This is a genomic window from Mesorhizobium onobrychidis (assembly GCF_024707545.1).
Taxonomy (GTDB): Bacteria; Pseudomonadota; Alphaproteobacteria; order Rhizobiales; family Rhizobiaceae; genus Mesorhizobium; species Mesorhizobium onobrychidis.
The window spans coordinates 2,292,471-2,305,838 of record NZ_CP062229.1 but is presented as its reverse complement, the minus strand read 5'-3'; the positions used below and the strand labels follow the sequence as shown (position 1 = coordinate 2,305,838).

Sequence of the window (13,368 nt, the reverse complement as noted above, 5' to 3'; positions counted from 1 at the left end):
CGCGCGGCCATTTCTAGTGAAATTTTGCAGGGACTTTCGCCGATGGCCGAGCTTTTCACCCTTTCCGCACCCGATCTCGCAGCGCTTTTGTGCAGCCGGGTCTGCCACGACATCATTTCGCCGGTCGGCGCTATAAACAACGGGCTTGAGCTGCTCGACGAAGGCGGCGCCGACGAAGATGCCATGAAATTAATTCGGCAGAGCGCCAGAAACGCTTCGGCCCGCCTGCAATTCGCCCGCATCGCCTTCGGCGCAGCCGGTTCTGCCGGCATGATGATCGACACGGGGGACGCCGAGGCCGTTGCGATCGCCTTTTTGAAGAACGAGAAGCCGGAACTGGTCTGGAACGGAACCCGTGCGCTGCTGCCCAAGAACAAGGTAAAGCTGCTGCTCAATCTCATTCTCGTCGCCAACGCCGCCATTCCCCGTGGCGGTAAGCTTACGGTTACGCTTGAAAACCTCGACACAGAACCCCGCTTTGCGCTCGCCGCGAGCGGTCCGATGCTGCGCGTGCCGCCCAAATTCCTGGAACTCCATTCCGGCAACAGGCCTGAAGAACCGATCGACGCGCATTCGGTGCAGCCCTACTACACTTTGCTTCTGGCGCGCGAGGCGAACATGACGATATCGATCCACGCAACCGCAGAAGAAATCGTACTATCGGCTGCTTGAAGTTACTAAGAAATGATTGAAAAGAATAGACAAGTGTTTTTAGACAATATTTACCACGCCATCACGGTAGAATGAAATGAGCCTTCCAGGCAAGTTCGGCCGAAGCATCGGTCAAGAAGTTTCCGTAAAAGCTGTTCTTGCAAAAATTTTACCTATCGGCTTTTCAGCTTCTTTACCGGATTGATCGTACCGTGCCCTTTCAGTACCGCGACGCTGCCGGATTGCCGCATGGCAAAGAGGGCCCGGAAATGAAACGCTGCATGTTCATCGACGATTCGAGCGTCATCAGGAAGGTTGCAAAGCGCATCCTGGGTGGTTCCGACATGCTGGTCATCGAAGCTGCCAGCGGGTTTGACGCGATCGAGATGTGCACTGCCGACATGCCGGATATCATCGTCGTAGACGGCGCCTTGCCGGACATGCAGGCGGAGGACGTCATCCGCCGCATACGCGCCATGGAAAGTCCGATACAGCCCCAGATCCTGATTTCGCTGGTTGAGGTCGACGTCGCTTCGATCATGCGGGCAAAGCGCGCCGGCGCTCAGGGCTATCTGCTGAAGCCGTTCAATCGGCCGCAACTTCTCGAATGCTTCCGCACCTTGAGAATTGCAGCCTGATTCGCCGATCCCTGGCGCGTGGCCCCGGAAATTGGCGCTCTAATGTCTGCGATACAAACGCAAAAGTCCGGCCGAAGCCGGATTTTGTAGGAAAATCGATCGGATCGGCGTCGTCAGCTCAGGCGCTGACGCGGATATCTTCCGGCTCGCGCAGCACATAGCCGCGACCCCAAACCGTCTCGATGTAATTCTGGCCGCCGGAAGCGGCGTCGAGCTTCTTGCGCAGCTTGCAGATGAAGACGTCGATAATCTTCAGTTCCGGTTCGTCCATGCCGCCGTAAAGGTGGTTGAGGAACATTTCCTTGGTGAGCGTAGTGCCCTTGCGCAGCGAGAGCAGCTCCAGCATCTGGTATTCCTTGCCGGTCAGATGCACGCGCTGGCCACCGACCTCAACGGTCTTGGCATCGAGATTGACCACCAGGTCGCCGGTGGTGATGACCGACTGGGCATGGCCCTTGGAACGCCGCACGATAGCGTGGATGCGGGCGACCAGTTCGTCCTTGTGGAACGGCTTGGTCATATAGTCGTCTGCGCCGAAGCCGAGGCCGCGTACCTTGTCCTCGATGCCGGCCATGCCGGAGAGGATAAGGATCGGCGTCTTTACTTTGGAAAGGCGAAGTGTTCTCAAGACCTCGTATCCCGACATGTCGGGGAGATTGAGGTCGAGAAGGATGATATCGTAGTCGTAGAGCTTGCCTAGATCGACACCTTCTTCGCCAAGATCGGTGGTATAGACGTTGAAACTTTCCGATTTCAGCATCAGCTCGATGCTTTGTGCGGTTGCACTGTCATCTTCTATCAGCAGAACACGCATTTCATTCCCCTTTTCTGCTGCCGGACCATTTCACGACCCGTCCAGGACCGGAGCAGTGATTGCCTGAGCAGAGGCTGCCATCTAATGGTTAACAAAACCTAATTCCGTGCCGCTGACGGTACCAGATTTTTTAACCCCTTTCTACACCTTGTTGAATCTAATAGTGAATCACAGAACCAAACCGCTAATGCAAAACATTAATAAGCCAGACTAAGTGACTCCAGGGACTCGCTGGCCGTGCTTCCGCATCGAGAGCCGGAATTTTTACCCGGCCTTAAGTCCTGAGCCGTATGATTAACAATGCCCGTAAACGAATGGTTACCGCCGGCAAAAAACTTTAGGAATTTGTTTTCCATAGTTCCTGTAAAGTCGGTGGAAACGGGTGAAGCCTGAGGTTTGCCAGGTGGATTGGACGATATGTGCAGGTGTGCGTTTCCAGGAGTACCGAATCATGAAGTCACGTGAAAACCTCGTTCGGCTGAAGCAGTTCCAGGTGAATGAGAAGCGGCGGCAATTGCTGCAACTCGACATGATGATCGCTGAATTCGAGCGCATGGCTGTCGAACTGGAGCTCCAGATCACTGCCGAAGAAAAGAAAGCCGGCATCACCGACATCAACCATTTTGCCTATCCGACCTTCGCCAAGGCAGCGCGCCTGCGCCGCGACAATCTCAGAAACTCGCAAAGCGACCTCGCCCAGCAGCGAAGCGTTGCCGAATCACTGCTCGGCGAAGCCGAAGCGGAGCTTTCCAAAGCGGAAATGCTCGAATCGCGCGACACCAAGATCCGCGACGCCGAGACCGGCGGCCGCAGCGCCATGATCGGCTGAAAACAAGGCTTTAAGGCCAGTCAACACCCAGCGATCAGGGCGTTGCTCATCTGGAACGTCGCCGCTCATTGGTCGAGCAGCTGCCAGTTTCAGGCCCACGCTACCAAATTCCCTTCATGTTCCGCGACCGCCCGCATCCGGGCATCCCTGATGTCCGGCGCAGGCGATTCCGGCCCGGACCTTATCTGATTGAGCAGCCCACCAGGTTCTGGCCGAGTTCGGCGCGTCGTGCCCGACCGCGCAGGCCCCGTGGAACGTGGCAAGGTCGACGCGAAAAAGCTTGCCGTCCCTGTCGCAAAGACCCGCTCGAAGAAGCAGGTGCCGCTCATGCCTTTCTCGACCGATCGGCAGGTGGTGCTGACCGTCTGAAGCAGAGAGAACCGTTGCGGCAATGCAAAAAGGCGCGGATTGTCGCGCCTTTTGAGTTCCTCGAACGAGCCTTAATGCCGATATTGCTGGATGCGCGTCGTGCGCAGGCCGGCAAGGCCATATTCGTCGATCGACGCCTGCCAGGACAGGAATTCCTCGGTGGTCAGCTTGTAGCGCTGGCACGCCTCTTCGAGGCTCAAAAGCCCACCCCGTACAGCCGCCACCACTTCCGCCTTGCGCCGGATAACCCAGCGACGCGTGTTCGTCGGCGGCAGATCGGCAATCGTAAGGGGGCTGCCGTCAGGCCCGATAACATATTTGACGCGCGGTCTAACAAGATCGGTCATCGTACTCTCTACTAAAAACTCAAAGACCCAATCCCCACCACATTACCGCCACAGCTTTAAAAATTGCCTAAGCGAACCCTAATAGCTAGGTAAGGATCATGAACGCCGCGTTAGTCTTTTCGTCGGCATTTGAGATATCTGCCCGCGAGCGCCGAATCCGTTCAAAAAAATCGGCCGGTTCGCGAAGCTGGCGTACCCGGAAAGCTTGACCTATATTCCGGCCATTGGCATTCAAGCCCCCTCATCCAGGGCGCCGTGCAGAACGAAAGAACCATGAACAGCCTCGACCTTCCCGGACGTTCCGAAAACACCCGCGTCGTTGTCGCCATGTCGGGCGGCGTCGACTCGTCGGTCGTTGCCGGTCTTTTGAAGCGCGAAGGCTATGATGTCGTCGGCGTCACGCTGCAACTCTACGACCATGGCGCGGCAACGCACCGGGCCGGCTCATGCTGCGCCGGCCAGGACATCGACGATGCCCGCCGCGTCTCCGAGACGCTCGGCATTCCGCACTATGTGCTCAATTACGAGGAGCGCTTCCGCAAGGCGGTGATCGACCCCTTCGCCGAGAGCTATGTGGCCGGTGAAACGCCGATCCCTTGTGTTTCCTGCAACCAGACGGTGAAATTCGCCGACCTTCTCGCGACCGCCAAGGAGCTCGGCGCCGACGCGCTGGCCACCGGCCATTACATCCGCTCCGGCGCCAACGGCGCCCATCGCGCACTGTACCGGCCGGTCGACGCGGACCGCGACCAGAGCTATTTCCTGTTCGCCACCACGCAGGCGCAGATCGATTATCTGCGCTTTCCGCTTGGCGGCCTGTCGAAGCCGCAGGTTCGCGCCATCGCCGAGGAAATGGGGCTGACGGTCGCCGCCAAGCAGGACAGCCAGGACATCTGCTTCGTGCCACAGGGCAAATATTCCGACATCATCGCCAAGCTGAAGCCGACTGCTGCCAATCCGGGCGACATCGTCCATATCGACGGCCGCGTGCTCGGCCGCCATGAAGGCATTTTGCGCTACACGATCGGTCAGCGCCGCGGCATCGGCATCGCCTCGGGCGAGCCGCTCTACGTCGTCCATCTCGACGCCGATCGAGCCCGCGTCGTCGTTGGCCCGCGCGAGGCGCTGGAGACGCACAAGATCTATTTGCGCGACATGAACTGGCTGGGCGACGCCGCGCTGTCCGACATCCCGGCGGCCGGGCTGGAGCTTTTCGCGAAGGTCCGCTCGACACGCCCGCCGCGCCCGGCCGTGCTGCATCACAACGCCGGGATCACTTCGGTGGAACTGGTCGACGGCGAGTCCGGCATCGCGCCCGGCCAGGCCTGCGTGCTCTATTCCGACGACGGCAACCAGGCCCGCGTGTTCGGCGGCGGCTTCATCGAGCGTTCCGAGCGTGGCGCCGAGGCCGAGGCGATGCTGACGCGGCTGGCAGCCCGCCCGGCGCAGATTCCCGCCGAATGATCCCGATCCTATCGGGATGATCAGGCTCTAACACAGCGGCACTTTCTCTCAGGAAGACGATCCGGTGTGGGTAACCGTGCCAGCGGTCAGGATACGCAGCACCCTGATGGCTTCCTCGCCGCTGGTGCGCGGTTCTGCCCGCGTCTCGATGCACTGGATGAAATGCTCGAGCTCTCGCGTCAGCGGCATGCCCTCGCCTACCGCCACATAGGACGGCTCGTTGGTGGTGAAGGCCCATTGGCCGCTGTCTTGCCATACCGCGTGACGGTAGACGGCGAGCTTGCGCTCCCACGGCTCGACATCGTCGAACACCGCCATCGCCCTGGTGCCGACCACGGTCAGCCGCCGTTCGCGGTAGGGATTGAGCCGCGACGCGAAGAGATGGCTGCGCAGACCGTTGGGAAAGCGCATGTGCAGATGCGCGAAATCGCTGAGATTGTCGAGGAGCGCTGCCCCCTCGCCACGCACCTCGATCGGTTCTGTGCCGGTGATGGCGAGGATCATCGACAGATCGTGCGGCGCAAGGTCCCACAGCGCATCGTTCTCGGTGTGAAACTTGCCGAGCCCGAGCCGGTGCGAATGGATATAGCGGACCTCGCCGAGCTCGCCATTGTCGATCAGCGCCTTCAACGTCTCGAAGGCTGGATGAAAGCGCAGTACATGGCCGACCATGAAGACACGGCCATTGTCGGCCGCCGCCGTCACCGAGCGCTCGGCATCCGCCACCGTCAGCGCGATCGGCTTCTCCACCAGCACGTCCTTGCCGCCCTGGACGGCGCGCACCGCCATGTCGGCATGGAACTGCGGCGGCAGCGCCATGACGATGGCATCGACGTCGCTGCGGATAAAGAGCGCCTCCGGCTCGATCGCCAGGCAATCCTGCTCACTGGCGAAGCCTTCGGCGCGGGCAGGGTTGACGTCCGAGACCGCGTGCAGCGCGCCGAGCGCCTTGAGGGTGCGGATGTGGTTGCTGCCCCAGTATCCGCAACCGAGGACTGCAATGCGCGGTTTCATCAATTCCAACTCTAGAATTTCGTGGCCGAGACATAGCGGCGCGCCCCGCCGAACTCAACCCCGGCATTTCTGTGCCCAATTATCTGCCCGGCAAAGCTTTCCGGCCATTGGCGCGACGTGCGTCCGCTTGCACGCACAAGGCACGCGTCTCAAGACCGCGAAGCTTCGCATCGTTCCGGAAGATCGATTCCGATTTCGGAAAGCACAATGCGATAGAATGTGCCGGCATGCCGGCTGCATCGATGCTTGACAGGCTTGGCGTCCCAACCTTATATCCGCCCGACCTTGGCGAACGCTTCGACATGCCTTCTTAAGGCGGATTTCGGACCTTTCGCCGCCCTGGCGGGGTAGCTCAGTTGGTTAGAGCACGGGAATCATAATCCTGGGGTCGGGGGTTCAAGTCCCTCTCCCGCTACCAAAATTCTCTCAATAAATCAAAGTGTTAACCTAGGGCATCCAGCCACCCTAGGTTATTTTCATGTCGCGCCATGTTGCAAACCACTACCGTTGATTTCCAAGGGTTTCCTGCGACTATCGGCAGGTCCGTGCGACATGGAATGCGACATGGCTACGCTAAATCCGGTGCTAGTTTGAAACGGTCTGATCTGCGTCCGAAATGGTCGCATGCATCGGCGTTGACGCGAACTCGATTGCCACAATTCGCCAGCCTGGTGCCGGTTCTCGGGTATGCCGTGCTTTGGGGCGACTCGTTTAAGGCGCTAGTGATGAAGTTTTCCACTCTCGGCCCGTCTTTGTGGTTTTCGCCCCTGACAAGGATCTACCTCCTTTACCTTGGAGGCGTGTACATCTTAGTCGGCCTGTTTATGTATTGGCTGGCCTGTCCGCGCCCATTGAGGATGTACCGTAGCCGCCGCGAATACGTGGAAGCTGTTCGAGGCGATCGGGATGCCACGGAGTGTGCTCGGGCCGGAAAAGCTCTGCGTCCAATCTATGATTCGATGCCGATGGACGGACTAAGCAAGCGACCGATCTATGGAATACTCGTGTCCAACGAAGAACTCGGAATAACTGAACGGGAACCCGCGGCGGTAATGGCGGGGGCGTCGATAGCGCCGCTGACCGCCTACTATGAATTGCTGGACCGCAAAGACCCATTTGTGTCGGGGTTGTGCTTGCTCACGCTCGTGTTCGGGGCTTTTCTGTTTCTACTCCCAAGTTTGGAAGTCTTCTTGATGGCAATGAGCCGTATGGCTTCCCACGGCTGGCCGTGGTCCTTTCTGCCGGTGAGAAGCCCGCCACCGTGAAAGGCTCAAGAAGGTGTTAGGGCCCGCGCACCACCTGCCCGACGGCGAAGCCGGCATCATCGAAAACAGCGAGATGTAGATGCGAAATGTCGCGGCGGCGATCGCACTGGTAATGATATCCGTTGGCGGCGCCGGCGCCGACTTCAAATCAAGCAGAGAAGCCTACGATAACTGCCTCATTGCGGGCATGGTGAAATTCAAGGATCTGTGCGAACCCGCCGATCAACTCGCAAAGGCTGTCGCCGTAGGGTGCAATCCGCAACTCGTCGCTCTTATGCGTTCGCTGCCAAATATGAAGACCGTCGATAAGGCTGAACTGGCAGCAAAACACCGCCAGGACAAAACCGACGAGGTCATGAGCCTTCTGCTCGAATACCGTTTGAAGCATCCGTGCCAGTAGTTGTGCTCTAGCGCTTCGGCTTCGGCGTGATCTCCTCGATTTTGGCGCCCCCGCCGATCTCTTCCGCCATTGCCTCGGCCTTCGCCTTGTCCTTGGTTGTTAGGACCGTGCGCCAGAAGGGCTTTTCGAAAACGCTCACCACGTAGGTCGTCACCGGCTTGTCGGTCATCATCACCCGCCCTTTGCCTTGCCGTAGCCGGTCGGGCTGGTGTCGGGCGTGTAGATCAGCCCGACCTTGTTGCCGCCGCATCTCGAGCATTTTAGCTTGGACTTGAAATCCCATTCCATCGCCGGCGCGTCCGGTCCGAACCGATCGCGAAGCTTCACCAGGTCGAGCACCTGCCGATGGTGGCATGGCGCCGTCTGGCAATGCGCCGTCACCGCCATCTGCTCGTCGATCAGAGATTGGAACGTCCAGCCCTTTGCAATGCGATGAAGGAGCCAACACAAAAACCCCGGCGCTAGGCCGGGGCTAACACTCAGGCGGCTGCACAACCCTGCGGTTGCCATCCGTGGTCGGTTTCGCAGAAGCGACCTGTGGGCGCCTCGATCTTGTCGAGATCTGCAAGCCGGTCAATCATCCGGCGAATGCGGCTGCCCTTGTTGATGTACTCCGAATAGAGGGCGCGTAGGAGCAAGTCGGCGGAGCCATTCATCGGCTTCGTCCGGCCCTTCTCCCATCGCCGTACGGCTTGCTCGTCTGCTCCGAGGATCCCGGCTAGGTTCTTCTGTGTAGTGTCCATTTCAAGGCGCAGGAAACGAAGTTCTGCACCATTGAGAGGCTTGGGGAGCGATACGAGCCATTGACCGATCGCCTTGTGGAGGCCTTCGGTGTCTTGGATCGACACACCTTCCCCATATGCCGTGTCGTGCTTTGTATATCCGTTCTCGAGCCACACGTTGTCGAGACCGCTTTCGATATAGTGGTAAGCCATCTCTTTACCCATCCCTAAAACACCGTGATCACGACCAGGGATTTTCCCCAATCAATTGCCACGACGCATTCCATTTCTTCTCCGGCCGCGTGCCGGTACATATTGACCTGCCAATGCCCCTTCGCGTTCATGACTGGACCTTCACAGATCGATCCACGCTGTACGCACAGTTCGACCTGCCTCCGAGAAATACGCCGCTGCCGCCCGCGCTTGCGTGCGTGTGTCACGATGACGATGTTGTTCGTGTCGGCCGCTAATAGCTTTATCATCTTCAAAGCCAGCGGCGCGGTAAGCGTCAGCGGTATTATCTCGGCCATGTGCCTATCAATATGATAGGTGCATCGCAATAGTCAATGCGCCGTTTAAGTTAAAGTTCCGTGACGTTCCGGCCACGAGCTTGTGAAATTAACTTCACGGCGCCTGATTGTCACCAGCGCGCGTTTCGGTCGGCCGCTGTCCTACAGCGAAACAAGCGCCTCGCGCGTCCTGGCGCCCGCCTGTGACCAGTGCCATGCATTGCTGGGCCATACTGCGGGAAAGCTTTCGCTGCTTGTCGAGCCATGGTCCAAAATGACCACGCGGCAGGGACGCCTTGGTCTGGATCAACCAGCGGCCGATAGCGAGCTTCTGATCGATCGACAGATGCCCGCGCGGGATCACGCGAGTATCGGCCGGCGCCGAATCAGCCAGCGGTGCGACATTGGCCGACGACATCAGCGCCAGATAGGCCTTGTGAACCTCAGCCTGGAGCCTGTCAGGCAGCTTCATGAATTGCCGGACGGTCATGCCGGCGCCCAAGGCCAGAACCGCGGTGTGCCGCTTTTCGCCACGAAGGCGCCGGAGGCGATGTGCCTGCCATTGATTGGGCAGCCGATAGGTGCCGACGCCCTCGATCTCGACCTCGGTGAGAGGAGTCCGTGCCAGCATGCCCACGCCTCGCTGTGGAGAGTGCGCGGATAGTTGCATAAGTCTCGACTTATACGCAAGATCGGCTCTGGCACCAGCCGCGGTCAACGCTTGACTGGCGGGGCAGGTCAGATACTTTTGTTGTGTGCCTTGAGAGAAGCGGCCCTTGGGCACTTTTGAGTTAAGCCGCGTAATAACCGACGATGGGTGGATCCCTTACGTCGAAGATAAGGAAAGAAGCAGCACCAGATTGCTGGCCGCGCTGCCCCACATAACTCCCCTGCACAACAACCCGGCTCGCCGCCCGCTATGGGCGTTGCGGCCCCTAGAGGAGATTTGCGTGTGGAAACTGCCGAGAGACTTACGTTCGGAGAATGGGTGCCCTGCAAGGCTAGCGACGTAGCTCGATATGGAACCCGGAGGCTGCGAAGCGTCAGCTTCCGCTGCCTGCACTGTGGCAGGCCTGTCAGACCTCAGGATCGCCTCGACAAGCCAGCGGCTTTCGTCCATGAGCGCCGCAATCCCAAATGTCCGCGAGCTAGGCGATCTTGAACTCGACTTCGCGCAGCCATGGCGGCGCGCTCGGCTGCGTAAACCCACCGATAAATGGCATTGGAAACGTCATAGGCTGCGTGCTCCTCTATCGGCGTTGGCGCGAGGGCCAGGTCGCGGGAGGCCGATCTGGCGGTAGAGATCGTCGAGTTCCTGCGACGGAATGCAGGGCGTGTTAGATCCAGCGGTCCCGGCGCTGGTCGCCGGCCACAAGAACAAGGCCCAACAGCAAGCCTACAGCCGCGCCCAGCATGAAGGCGGACGACACCGTGCCAGGATTTTCTTGAACGACACCGGAAGCAGTAGACGCCCTATTGCGAAGTGCTTGCGTTGTCCGAGACACGCTATCGGCCGCGCCCTCATACCAACCAGTAGCTTCCTCGACCACCTCTTCAGCGCGCTCCGCGAGCGTCCGATTGATCTTGTTGATCTCGCGCTTCAGTTGCGCAACCTGCTTCTCCAAGTCTTCCTGAGCTTCTCGTTGCGTCTTGCTCGGCGTTGCGGCTTCGTTCGGGTCGTCAGCCATTGTGATCTCCCCTTGGGTGGGGCTCAACGGCCGCCGCGGCGTAAGGTTCCTCAGCAACAAAAAAGGCCCGCCACCGTGAGGCAGCGGGCCCAAGTCGCTCAACTAATCTTAGGCCGCCCGCGCCGGCAAGCTGGTGTAAGAAATCGGCATCTCTTTAGGAAATTCGCGTGGATCACTGACCACCCGCCCCAAGATGTTGCCGTGCAGCGACGATTTCGGTTCGCGATAGCCAGGACCATTTTATAGCTGATCTTCAGCGCCAAGGTCGGTGGGCCGGCTGGGCAGCGGTAATGGCAGCGGTGTCGGTAGCGTTTCAGGCAGTTGACCGGCTGACCCAATAATCAAGCCGGGCGAAGCTTGCGTTTTCCCTGCCGAAGGCAAACTCTAGTTAGATCAATTAATACATGGAGGGGTTCATGCGCCGTCTGATGCTACTGTCGGGTATAATTTTGATGCTGACCACTGGCCCATCTGCAAGCGGATTCATGGATGAAGGCACGTGTAAGCGAGGTGCGACGATGTACGGCTTCGATCTCGCTGATCATGTAAACGCGGTGAGCCAGCGCCTTGTGGCCTGCGTCAATTTCATTAACGATCGAGAAGTTGAAAACCACAATGCCCAACAGGATTTACTCCGCGAGTTGGCGGGGCAGATTGCATCGTTGGAGGATAGGCTCAGTGACCTTGAACGGCACTAGTAGAATGACACGCCGATCTGTTGCGGAAGAGCTCGAAAGCGCCGCCAATCGCATCGCGGACATATCACGCGCGGATCTGCAGATCATCCTGCGACGGGCCGCTTTGATTCTTAGAAACGTCACCGGCGTGCCGCTGGAGCCCGCAACGGAGGACGCTCTCAACTCCATCGCGGCCGAAATGAAAATTGGCCGGTCGGACCTCATCCAGATCGTGCTGCGCGAATGGCTGGAAACCAACGCCTATCTGCCGGTCCGAAAGATCGATGAGGAAAGCGAGACGGACGGCATCGCGTAGGTCTTCCGCGATCACACCATAGGCGGCAGCAGCCCCCATAAATTAGCTTGTCCTTGCGGCGGACCTTTTCCGCCTGGCCGGCGCCTAAATCCCCAACGCTCCCGCCCAAACGGGCGCCGGCCACTTTCAGCCCCTTCGTTCGAAAGTTGGCTTCCAGTCGCGATTGCGCGCCCGCTGCTGGCCTTCGTAGTCAGGAATGCATGTGAAGAACACCTGCCGGCGGTCACGGCTGGCAGCCTTGCAATTTGAGCAGACAAAGAGCCCGACCAGGTCGTCATGCATCGAGCCGTGGTCACGGCCAAGCCTGTCAATCAGCGCCTGGATATCGAGCTTCGTCGATTTGCAGCACACCGGATGCCCGCAATTGACATAGATGGTTTCGCGGGCGGCCAGAGTGTCGGCGAGGGTCTTTTGGGGCATGGCGATCTCCGTGAAAGGGGTTCGCCGCAATGGAGATTATATTCCTAAAATTTGATGTCGCTGGCAAGCGGGTTGGTCGCAGCTCGGAGCGAAACAGCCCGCGACAGTCGCGCTAGGTTCTCTTAAGGTTGAGCGGCAGGCCATTTTAGGCCGCCTAGGGAGGGAACAGGATGAACCGGGAAATCATAATTGCCTCCGTTACTGCCTTCACACTGGTCAGGTTTTTGTCCGACGCTACCGCCGATGCGGCCTCTGTAGAGGCAGTCATCGAGAAATCGATTTTCCACGTATCGATCGCCTTGCCGCATGACCAACGAAGGGTGGTCGTTTCCTGCGACCACCCTCCCATCCTTTCAGCGCTACACAAACAAGGAACTTAGCAATGTCCCGTCCGCCGCTTCCCCCTTTCAATGAACAGTCCGCCATCGAGAAGGTCCGCCTTGCCGAAGATGGCTGGAACAGCCGCGATGCCGCCAAAGTGGCGCTTGCCTATACAGTCGACACGCGCTGGCGCAATCGCGCCGAATTCGCAACCAACCGTGCCGAGGCTGAGGCCTTCCTGACGCGCAAATGGAACCGCGAGCTCGATTATCGCCTGATCAAGGAGCTTTGGGCCTTTCAGGGTAACCGCATTGCCGTTCGCTATGCCTATGAATACCACGACGACAGCGGTCAGTGGTTTCGTGCCTATGGCAACGAGAACTGGGAGTTCGCGGAAGACGGGCTAATGCGCGCGCGCCATGCCAGCATCAACGAGCATCCGATCACGGAAGCGGACCGCAAGTTCCGCTGGCCGCTCGGCCGCCGACCGGACGATCACCCAGGCTTGAGCGACTTCGGTTTTTAAGCGAGACCCGGATCAAGGAGGTCACCGCCATGGCAGGCTTCAAGCTCGATGCGAAGGCACGGCTGTCGATCGAGCTCGCGTTTACCGCCGGACGCGATGATCCCATTTTTGCCCGGCAGCAGGAGAAAGACGCGAAGGCACGGCGCGCGACGTCAAAGAGATCCCTGCTCGCCAACGGCGCGTGGAACACAACGGGGAAGTGATTCTGGCCAATCTTTCCAGGCAAACCCGTGAAGGGACAATCACTGGTGATTGAGCACGATTCAGGCCGACGCCGCGGCCCGCCTCTTCGAGAACCATCCGCATTTCTCTGTCTTTCCAGGAGACGGCGTGGACATCATGCCCTTCCTCACCGGCCCCGCGCCCTAGCCCTCCACTTGAGTGGCATACGTCACGAC

At 59.1% G+C, this 13,368-nt stretch carries 21 protein-coding genes and 1 tRNA gene; 12 read left to right on the top strand and 10 right to left on the bottom strand.

Features of this window, described 5'->3' with window-relative positions; all coding sequences use genetic code 11:
* Positions 1-42: 42 nt before the first annotated feature.
* Both chpT and IHQ72_RS11515 read left to right on the top strand, forming a co-directional pair.
* Positions 43-672 carry a histidine phosphotransferase ChpT gene (gene chpT / locus IHQ72_RS11520; RefSeq protein WP_123149338.1) on the top strand — a complete coding sequence of 210 codons (630 nt, stop codon included), beginning with the start codon at positions 43-45 and terminating at the stop codon, positions 670-672.
* A gap of 248 nt (positions 673-920) precedes the next feature.
* Positions 921-1,289 (top strand): response regulator, encoded by a 369-nt coding sequence (locus IHQ72_RS11515; RefSeq protein WP_258122534.1) that lies wholly within the window; start codon positions 921-923, stop codon positions 1,287-1,289.
* Between the two features lie 118 nt (positions 1,290-1,407).
* Here the strand turns inward: IHQ72_RS11515 and ctrA are convergent, their stop codons facing one another.
* Positions 1,408-2,103 carry a response regulator transcription factor CtrA gene (gene ctrA, locus IHQ72_RS11510; protein ID WP_006203583.1) on the bottom strand — a complete coding sequence of 232 codons (696 nt, stop codon included), beginning with the start codon at positions 2,101-2,103 and terminating at the stop codon, positions 1,408-1,410.
* A 451-nt stretch (positions 2,104-2,554) separates the two neighbouring features.
* On the opposite strand from ctrA, the gene IHQ72_RS11505 reads away from it, so the two are divergent.
* On the top strand, positions 2,555-2,932 hold the full coding sequence (locus tag IHQ72_RS11505; RefSeq protein ID WP_029349790.1) for a flagellar export protein FliJ: 378 nt from the start codon (positions 2,555-2,557) through the stop codon (positions 2,930-2,932).
* A gap of 440 nt (positions 2,933-3,372) precedes the next feature.
* On the opposite strand, the gene sciP is transcribed toward IHQ72_RS11505, so the two are convergent.
* Positions 3,373-3,648, bottom strand: coding sequence for a CtrA inhibitor SciP (gene sciP / locus IHQ72_RS11500; RefSeq protein WP_006203587.1), 276 nt, complete (start codon positions 3,646-3,648; stop codon positions 3,373-3,375).
* Between the two features lie 273 nt (positions 3,649-3,921).
* On the opposite strand from sciP, the gene mnmA reads away from it, so the two are divergent.
* Complete coding sequence (gene mnmA, locus IHQ72_RS11495) at positions 3,922-5,112, top strand: tRNA 2-thiouridine(34) synthase MnmA (RefSeq protein ID WP_258122532.1); 1,191 nt, start codon at positions 3,922-3,924, stop codon at positions 5,110-5,112.
* Between the two features lie 48 nt (positions 5,113-5,160).
* Here the strand turns inward: mnmA and IHQ72_RS11490 are convergent, their stop codons facing one another.
* The gene (locus IHQ72_RS11490; protein ID WP_258122531.1) at positions 5,161-6,126 is read right to left on the bottom strand and encodes a Gfo/Idh/MocA family protein; all 966 of its coding nucleotides are present in this window, start codon (positions 6,124-6,126) and stop codon (positions 5,161-5,163) included.
* 341 nt (positions 6,127-6,467) lie between these two features.
* On the opposite strand from IHQ72_RS11490, the gene IHQ72_RS11485 reads away from it, so the two are divergent.
* From IHQ72_RS11485 to IHQ72_RS11475, 3 genes are all read left to right on the top strand, one after another.
* Positions 6,468-6,544 (top strand) — tRNA-Met (locus IHQ72_RS11485).
* Between the two features lie 307 nt (positions 6,545-6,851).
* Positions 6,852-7,391, top strand: coding sequence for a hypothetical protein (locus IHQ72_RS11480; protein ID WP_258122530.1), 540 nt, complete (start codon positions 6,852-6,854; stop codon positions 7,389-7,391).
* A gap of 79 nt (positions 7,392-7,470) precedes the next feature.
* The gene (locus tag IHQ72_RS11475) at positions 7,471-7,791 is read left to right on the top strand and encodes a hypothetical protein (protein WP_258122529.1); all 321 of its coding nucleotides are present in this window, start codon (positions 7,471-7,473) and stop codon (positions 7,789-7,791) included.
* Between the two features lie 7 nt (positions 7,792-7,798).
* On the opposite strand, the gene IHQ72_RS11470 is transcribed toward IHQ72_RS11475, so the two are convergent.
* The 6 genes from IHQ72_RS11470 to IHQ72_RS11445 form a co-directional block, all read right to left on the bottom strand.
* Positions 7,799-7,963 carry a hypothetical protein gene (locus IHQ72_RS11470; protein ID WP_258122528.1) on the bottom strand — a complete coding sequence of 55 codons (165 nt, stop codon included), beginning with the start codon at positions 7,961-7,963 and terminating at the stop codon, positions 7,799-7,801.
* Positions 7,963-8,178, bottom strand: a complete 216-nt coding sequence (locus IHQ72_RS11465) for a hypothetical protein (protein ID WP_258122527.1) — start codon at positions 8,176-8,178, stop codon at positions 7,963-7,965. The genes IHQ72_RS11470 and IHQ72_RS11465 overlap by 1 nt, the downstream gene beginning before the upstream one ends.
* Before the next feature lie 92 nt (positions 8,179-8,270).
* On the bottom strand, positions 8,271-8,726 hold the full coding sequence (locus IHQ72_RS11460; RefSeq protein WP_258122526.1) for a helix-turn-helix domain-containing protein: 456 nt from the start codon (positions 8,724-8,726) through the stop codon (positions 8,271-8,273).
* Between the two features lie 14 nt (positions 8,727-8,740).
* Entirely contained in the window at positions 8,741-9,043 is a 303-nt protein-coding gene (locus IHQ72_RS11455; protein ID WP_258122525.1) for a DUF4258 domain-containing protein, read from the bottom strand.
* A gap of 94 nt (positions 9,044-9,137) precedes the next feature.
* A complete protein-coding gene (locus tag IHQ72_RS11450; protein WP_258122524.1) occupies positions 9,138-9,653 on the bottom strand; it encodes a DUF3102 domain-containing protein in 516 nt (171 codons plus the stop codon).
* Positions 9,654-10,359: 706 nt separating this feature from the next.
* Positions 10,360-10,710: a hypothetical protein gene (locus IHQ72_RS11445; RefSeq protein WP_258122523.1), complete on the bottom strand. Its 351-nt coding sequence runs from the start codon at positions 10,708-10,710 to the stop codon at positions 10,360-10,362.
* A 416-nt stretch (positions 10,711-11,126) separates the two neighbouring features.
* On the opposite strand from IHQ72_RS11445, the gene IHQ72_RS11440 reads away from it, so the two are divergent.
* Positions 11,127-11,408 (top strand): hypothetical protein, encoded by a 282-nt coding sequence (locus tag IHQ72_RS11440; RefSeq protein WP_258122522.1) that lies wholly within the window; start codon positions 11,127-11,129, stop codon positions 11,406-11,408.
* A 4-nt stretch (positions 11,409-11,412) separates the two neighbouring features.
* Positions 11,413-11,703 (top strand): hypothetical protein, encoded by a 291-nt coding sequence (locus IHQ72_RS11435; RefSeq protein ID WP_258122521.1) that lies wholly within the window; start codon positions 11,413-11,415, stop codon positions 11,701-11,703.
* A 126-nt stretch (positions 11,704-11,829) separates the two neighbouring features.
* On the opposite strand, the gene IHQ72_RS11430 is transcribed toward IHQ72_RS11435, so the two are convergent.
* Positions 11,830-12,123 carry a hypothetical protein gene (locus tag IHQ72_RS11430; protein ID WP_258122520.1) on the bottom strand — a complete coding sequence of 98 codons (294 nt, stop codon included), beginning with the start codon at positions 12,121-12,123 and terminating at the stop codon, positions 11,830-11,832.
* 170 nt (positions 12,124-12,293) lie between these two features.
* Between IHQ72_RS11430 and IHQ72_RS11425 the strand changes: the two genes are divergently transcribed.
* From IHQ72_RS11425 to IHQ72_RS11415, 3 genes are read left to right on the top strand one after another with little or no spacing between them, the layout of a single operon-like run.
* Complete coding sequence (locus IHQ72_RS11425) at positions 12,294-12,503, top strand: hypothetical protein (RefSeq protein WP_258122518.1); 210 nt, start codon at positions 12,294-12,296, stop codon at positions 12,501-12,503.
* Positions 12,504-12,505: 2 nt separating this feature from the next.
* Positions 12,506-12,970, top strand: a complete 465-nt coding sequence (locus tag IHQ72_RS11420; protein ID WP_128170341.1) for a nuclear transport factor 2 family protein — start codon at positions 12,506-12,508, stop codon at positions 12,968-12,970.
* Positions 12,971-12,999: 29 nt separating this feature from the next.
* Entirely contained in the window at positions 13,000-13,173 is a 174-nt protein-coding gene (locus IHQ72_RS11415; protein ID WP_258122516.1) for a hypothetical protein, read from the top strand.
* Positions 13,174-13,368: the final 195 nt, after the last annotated feature.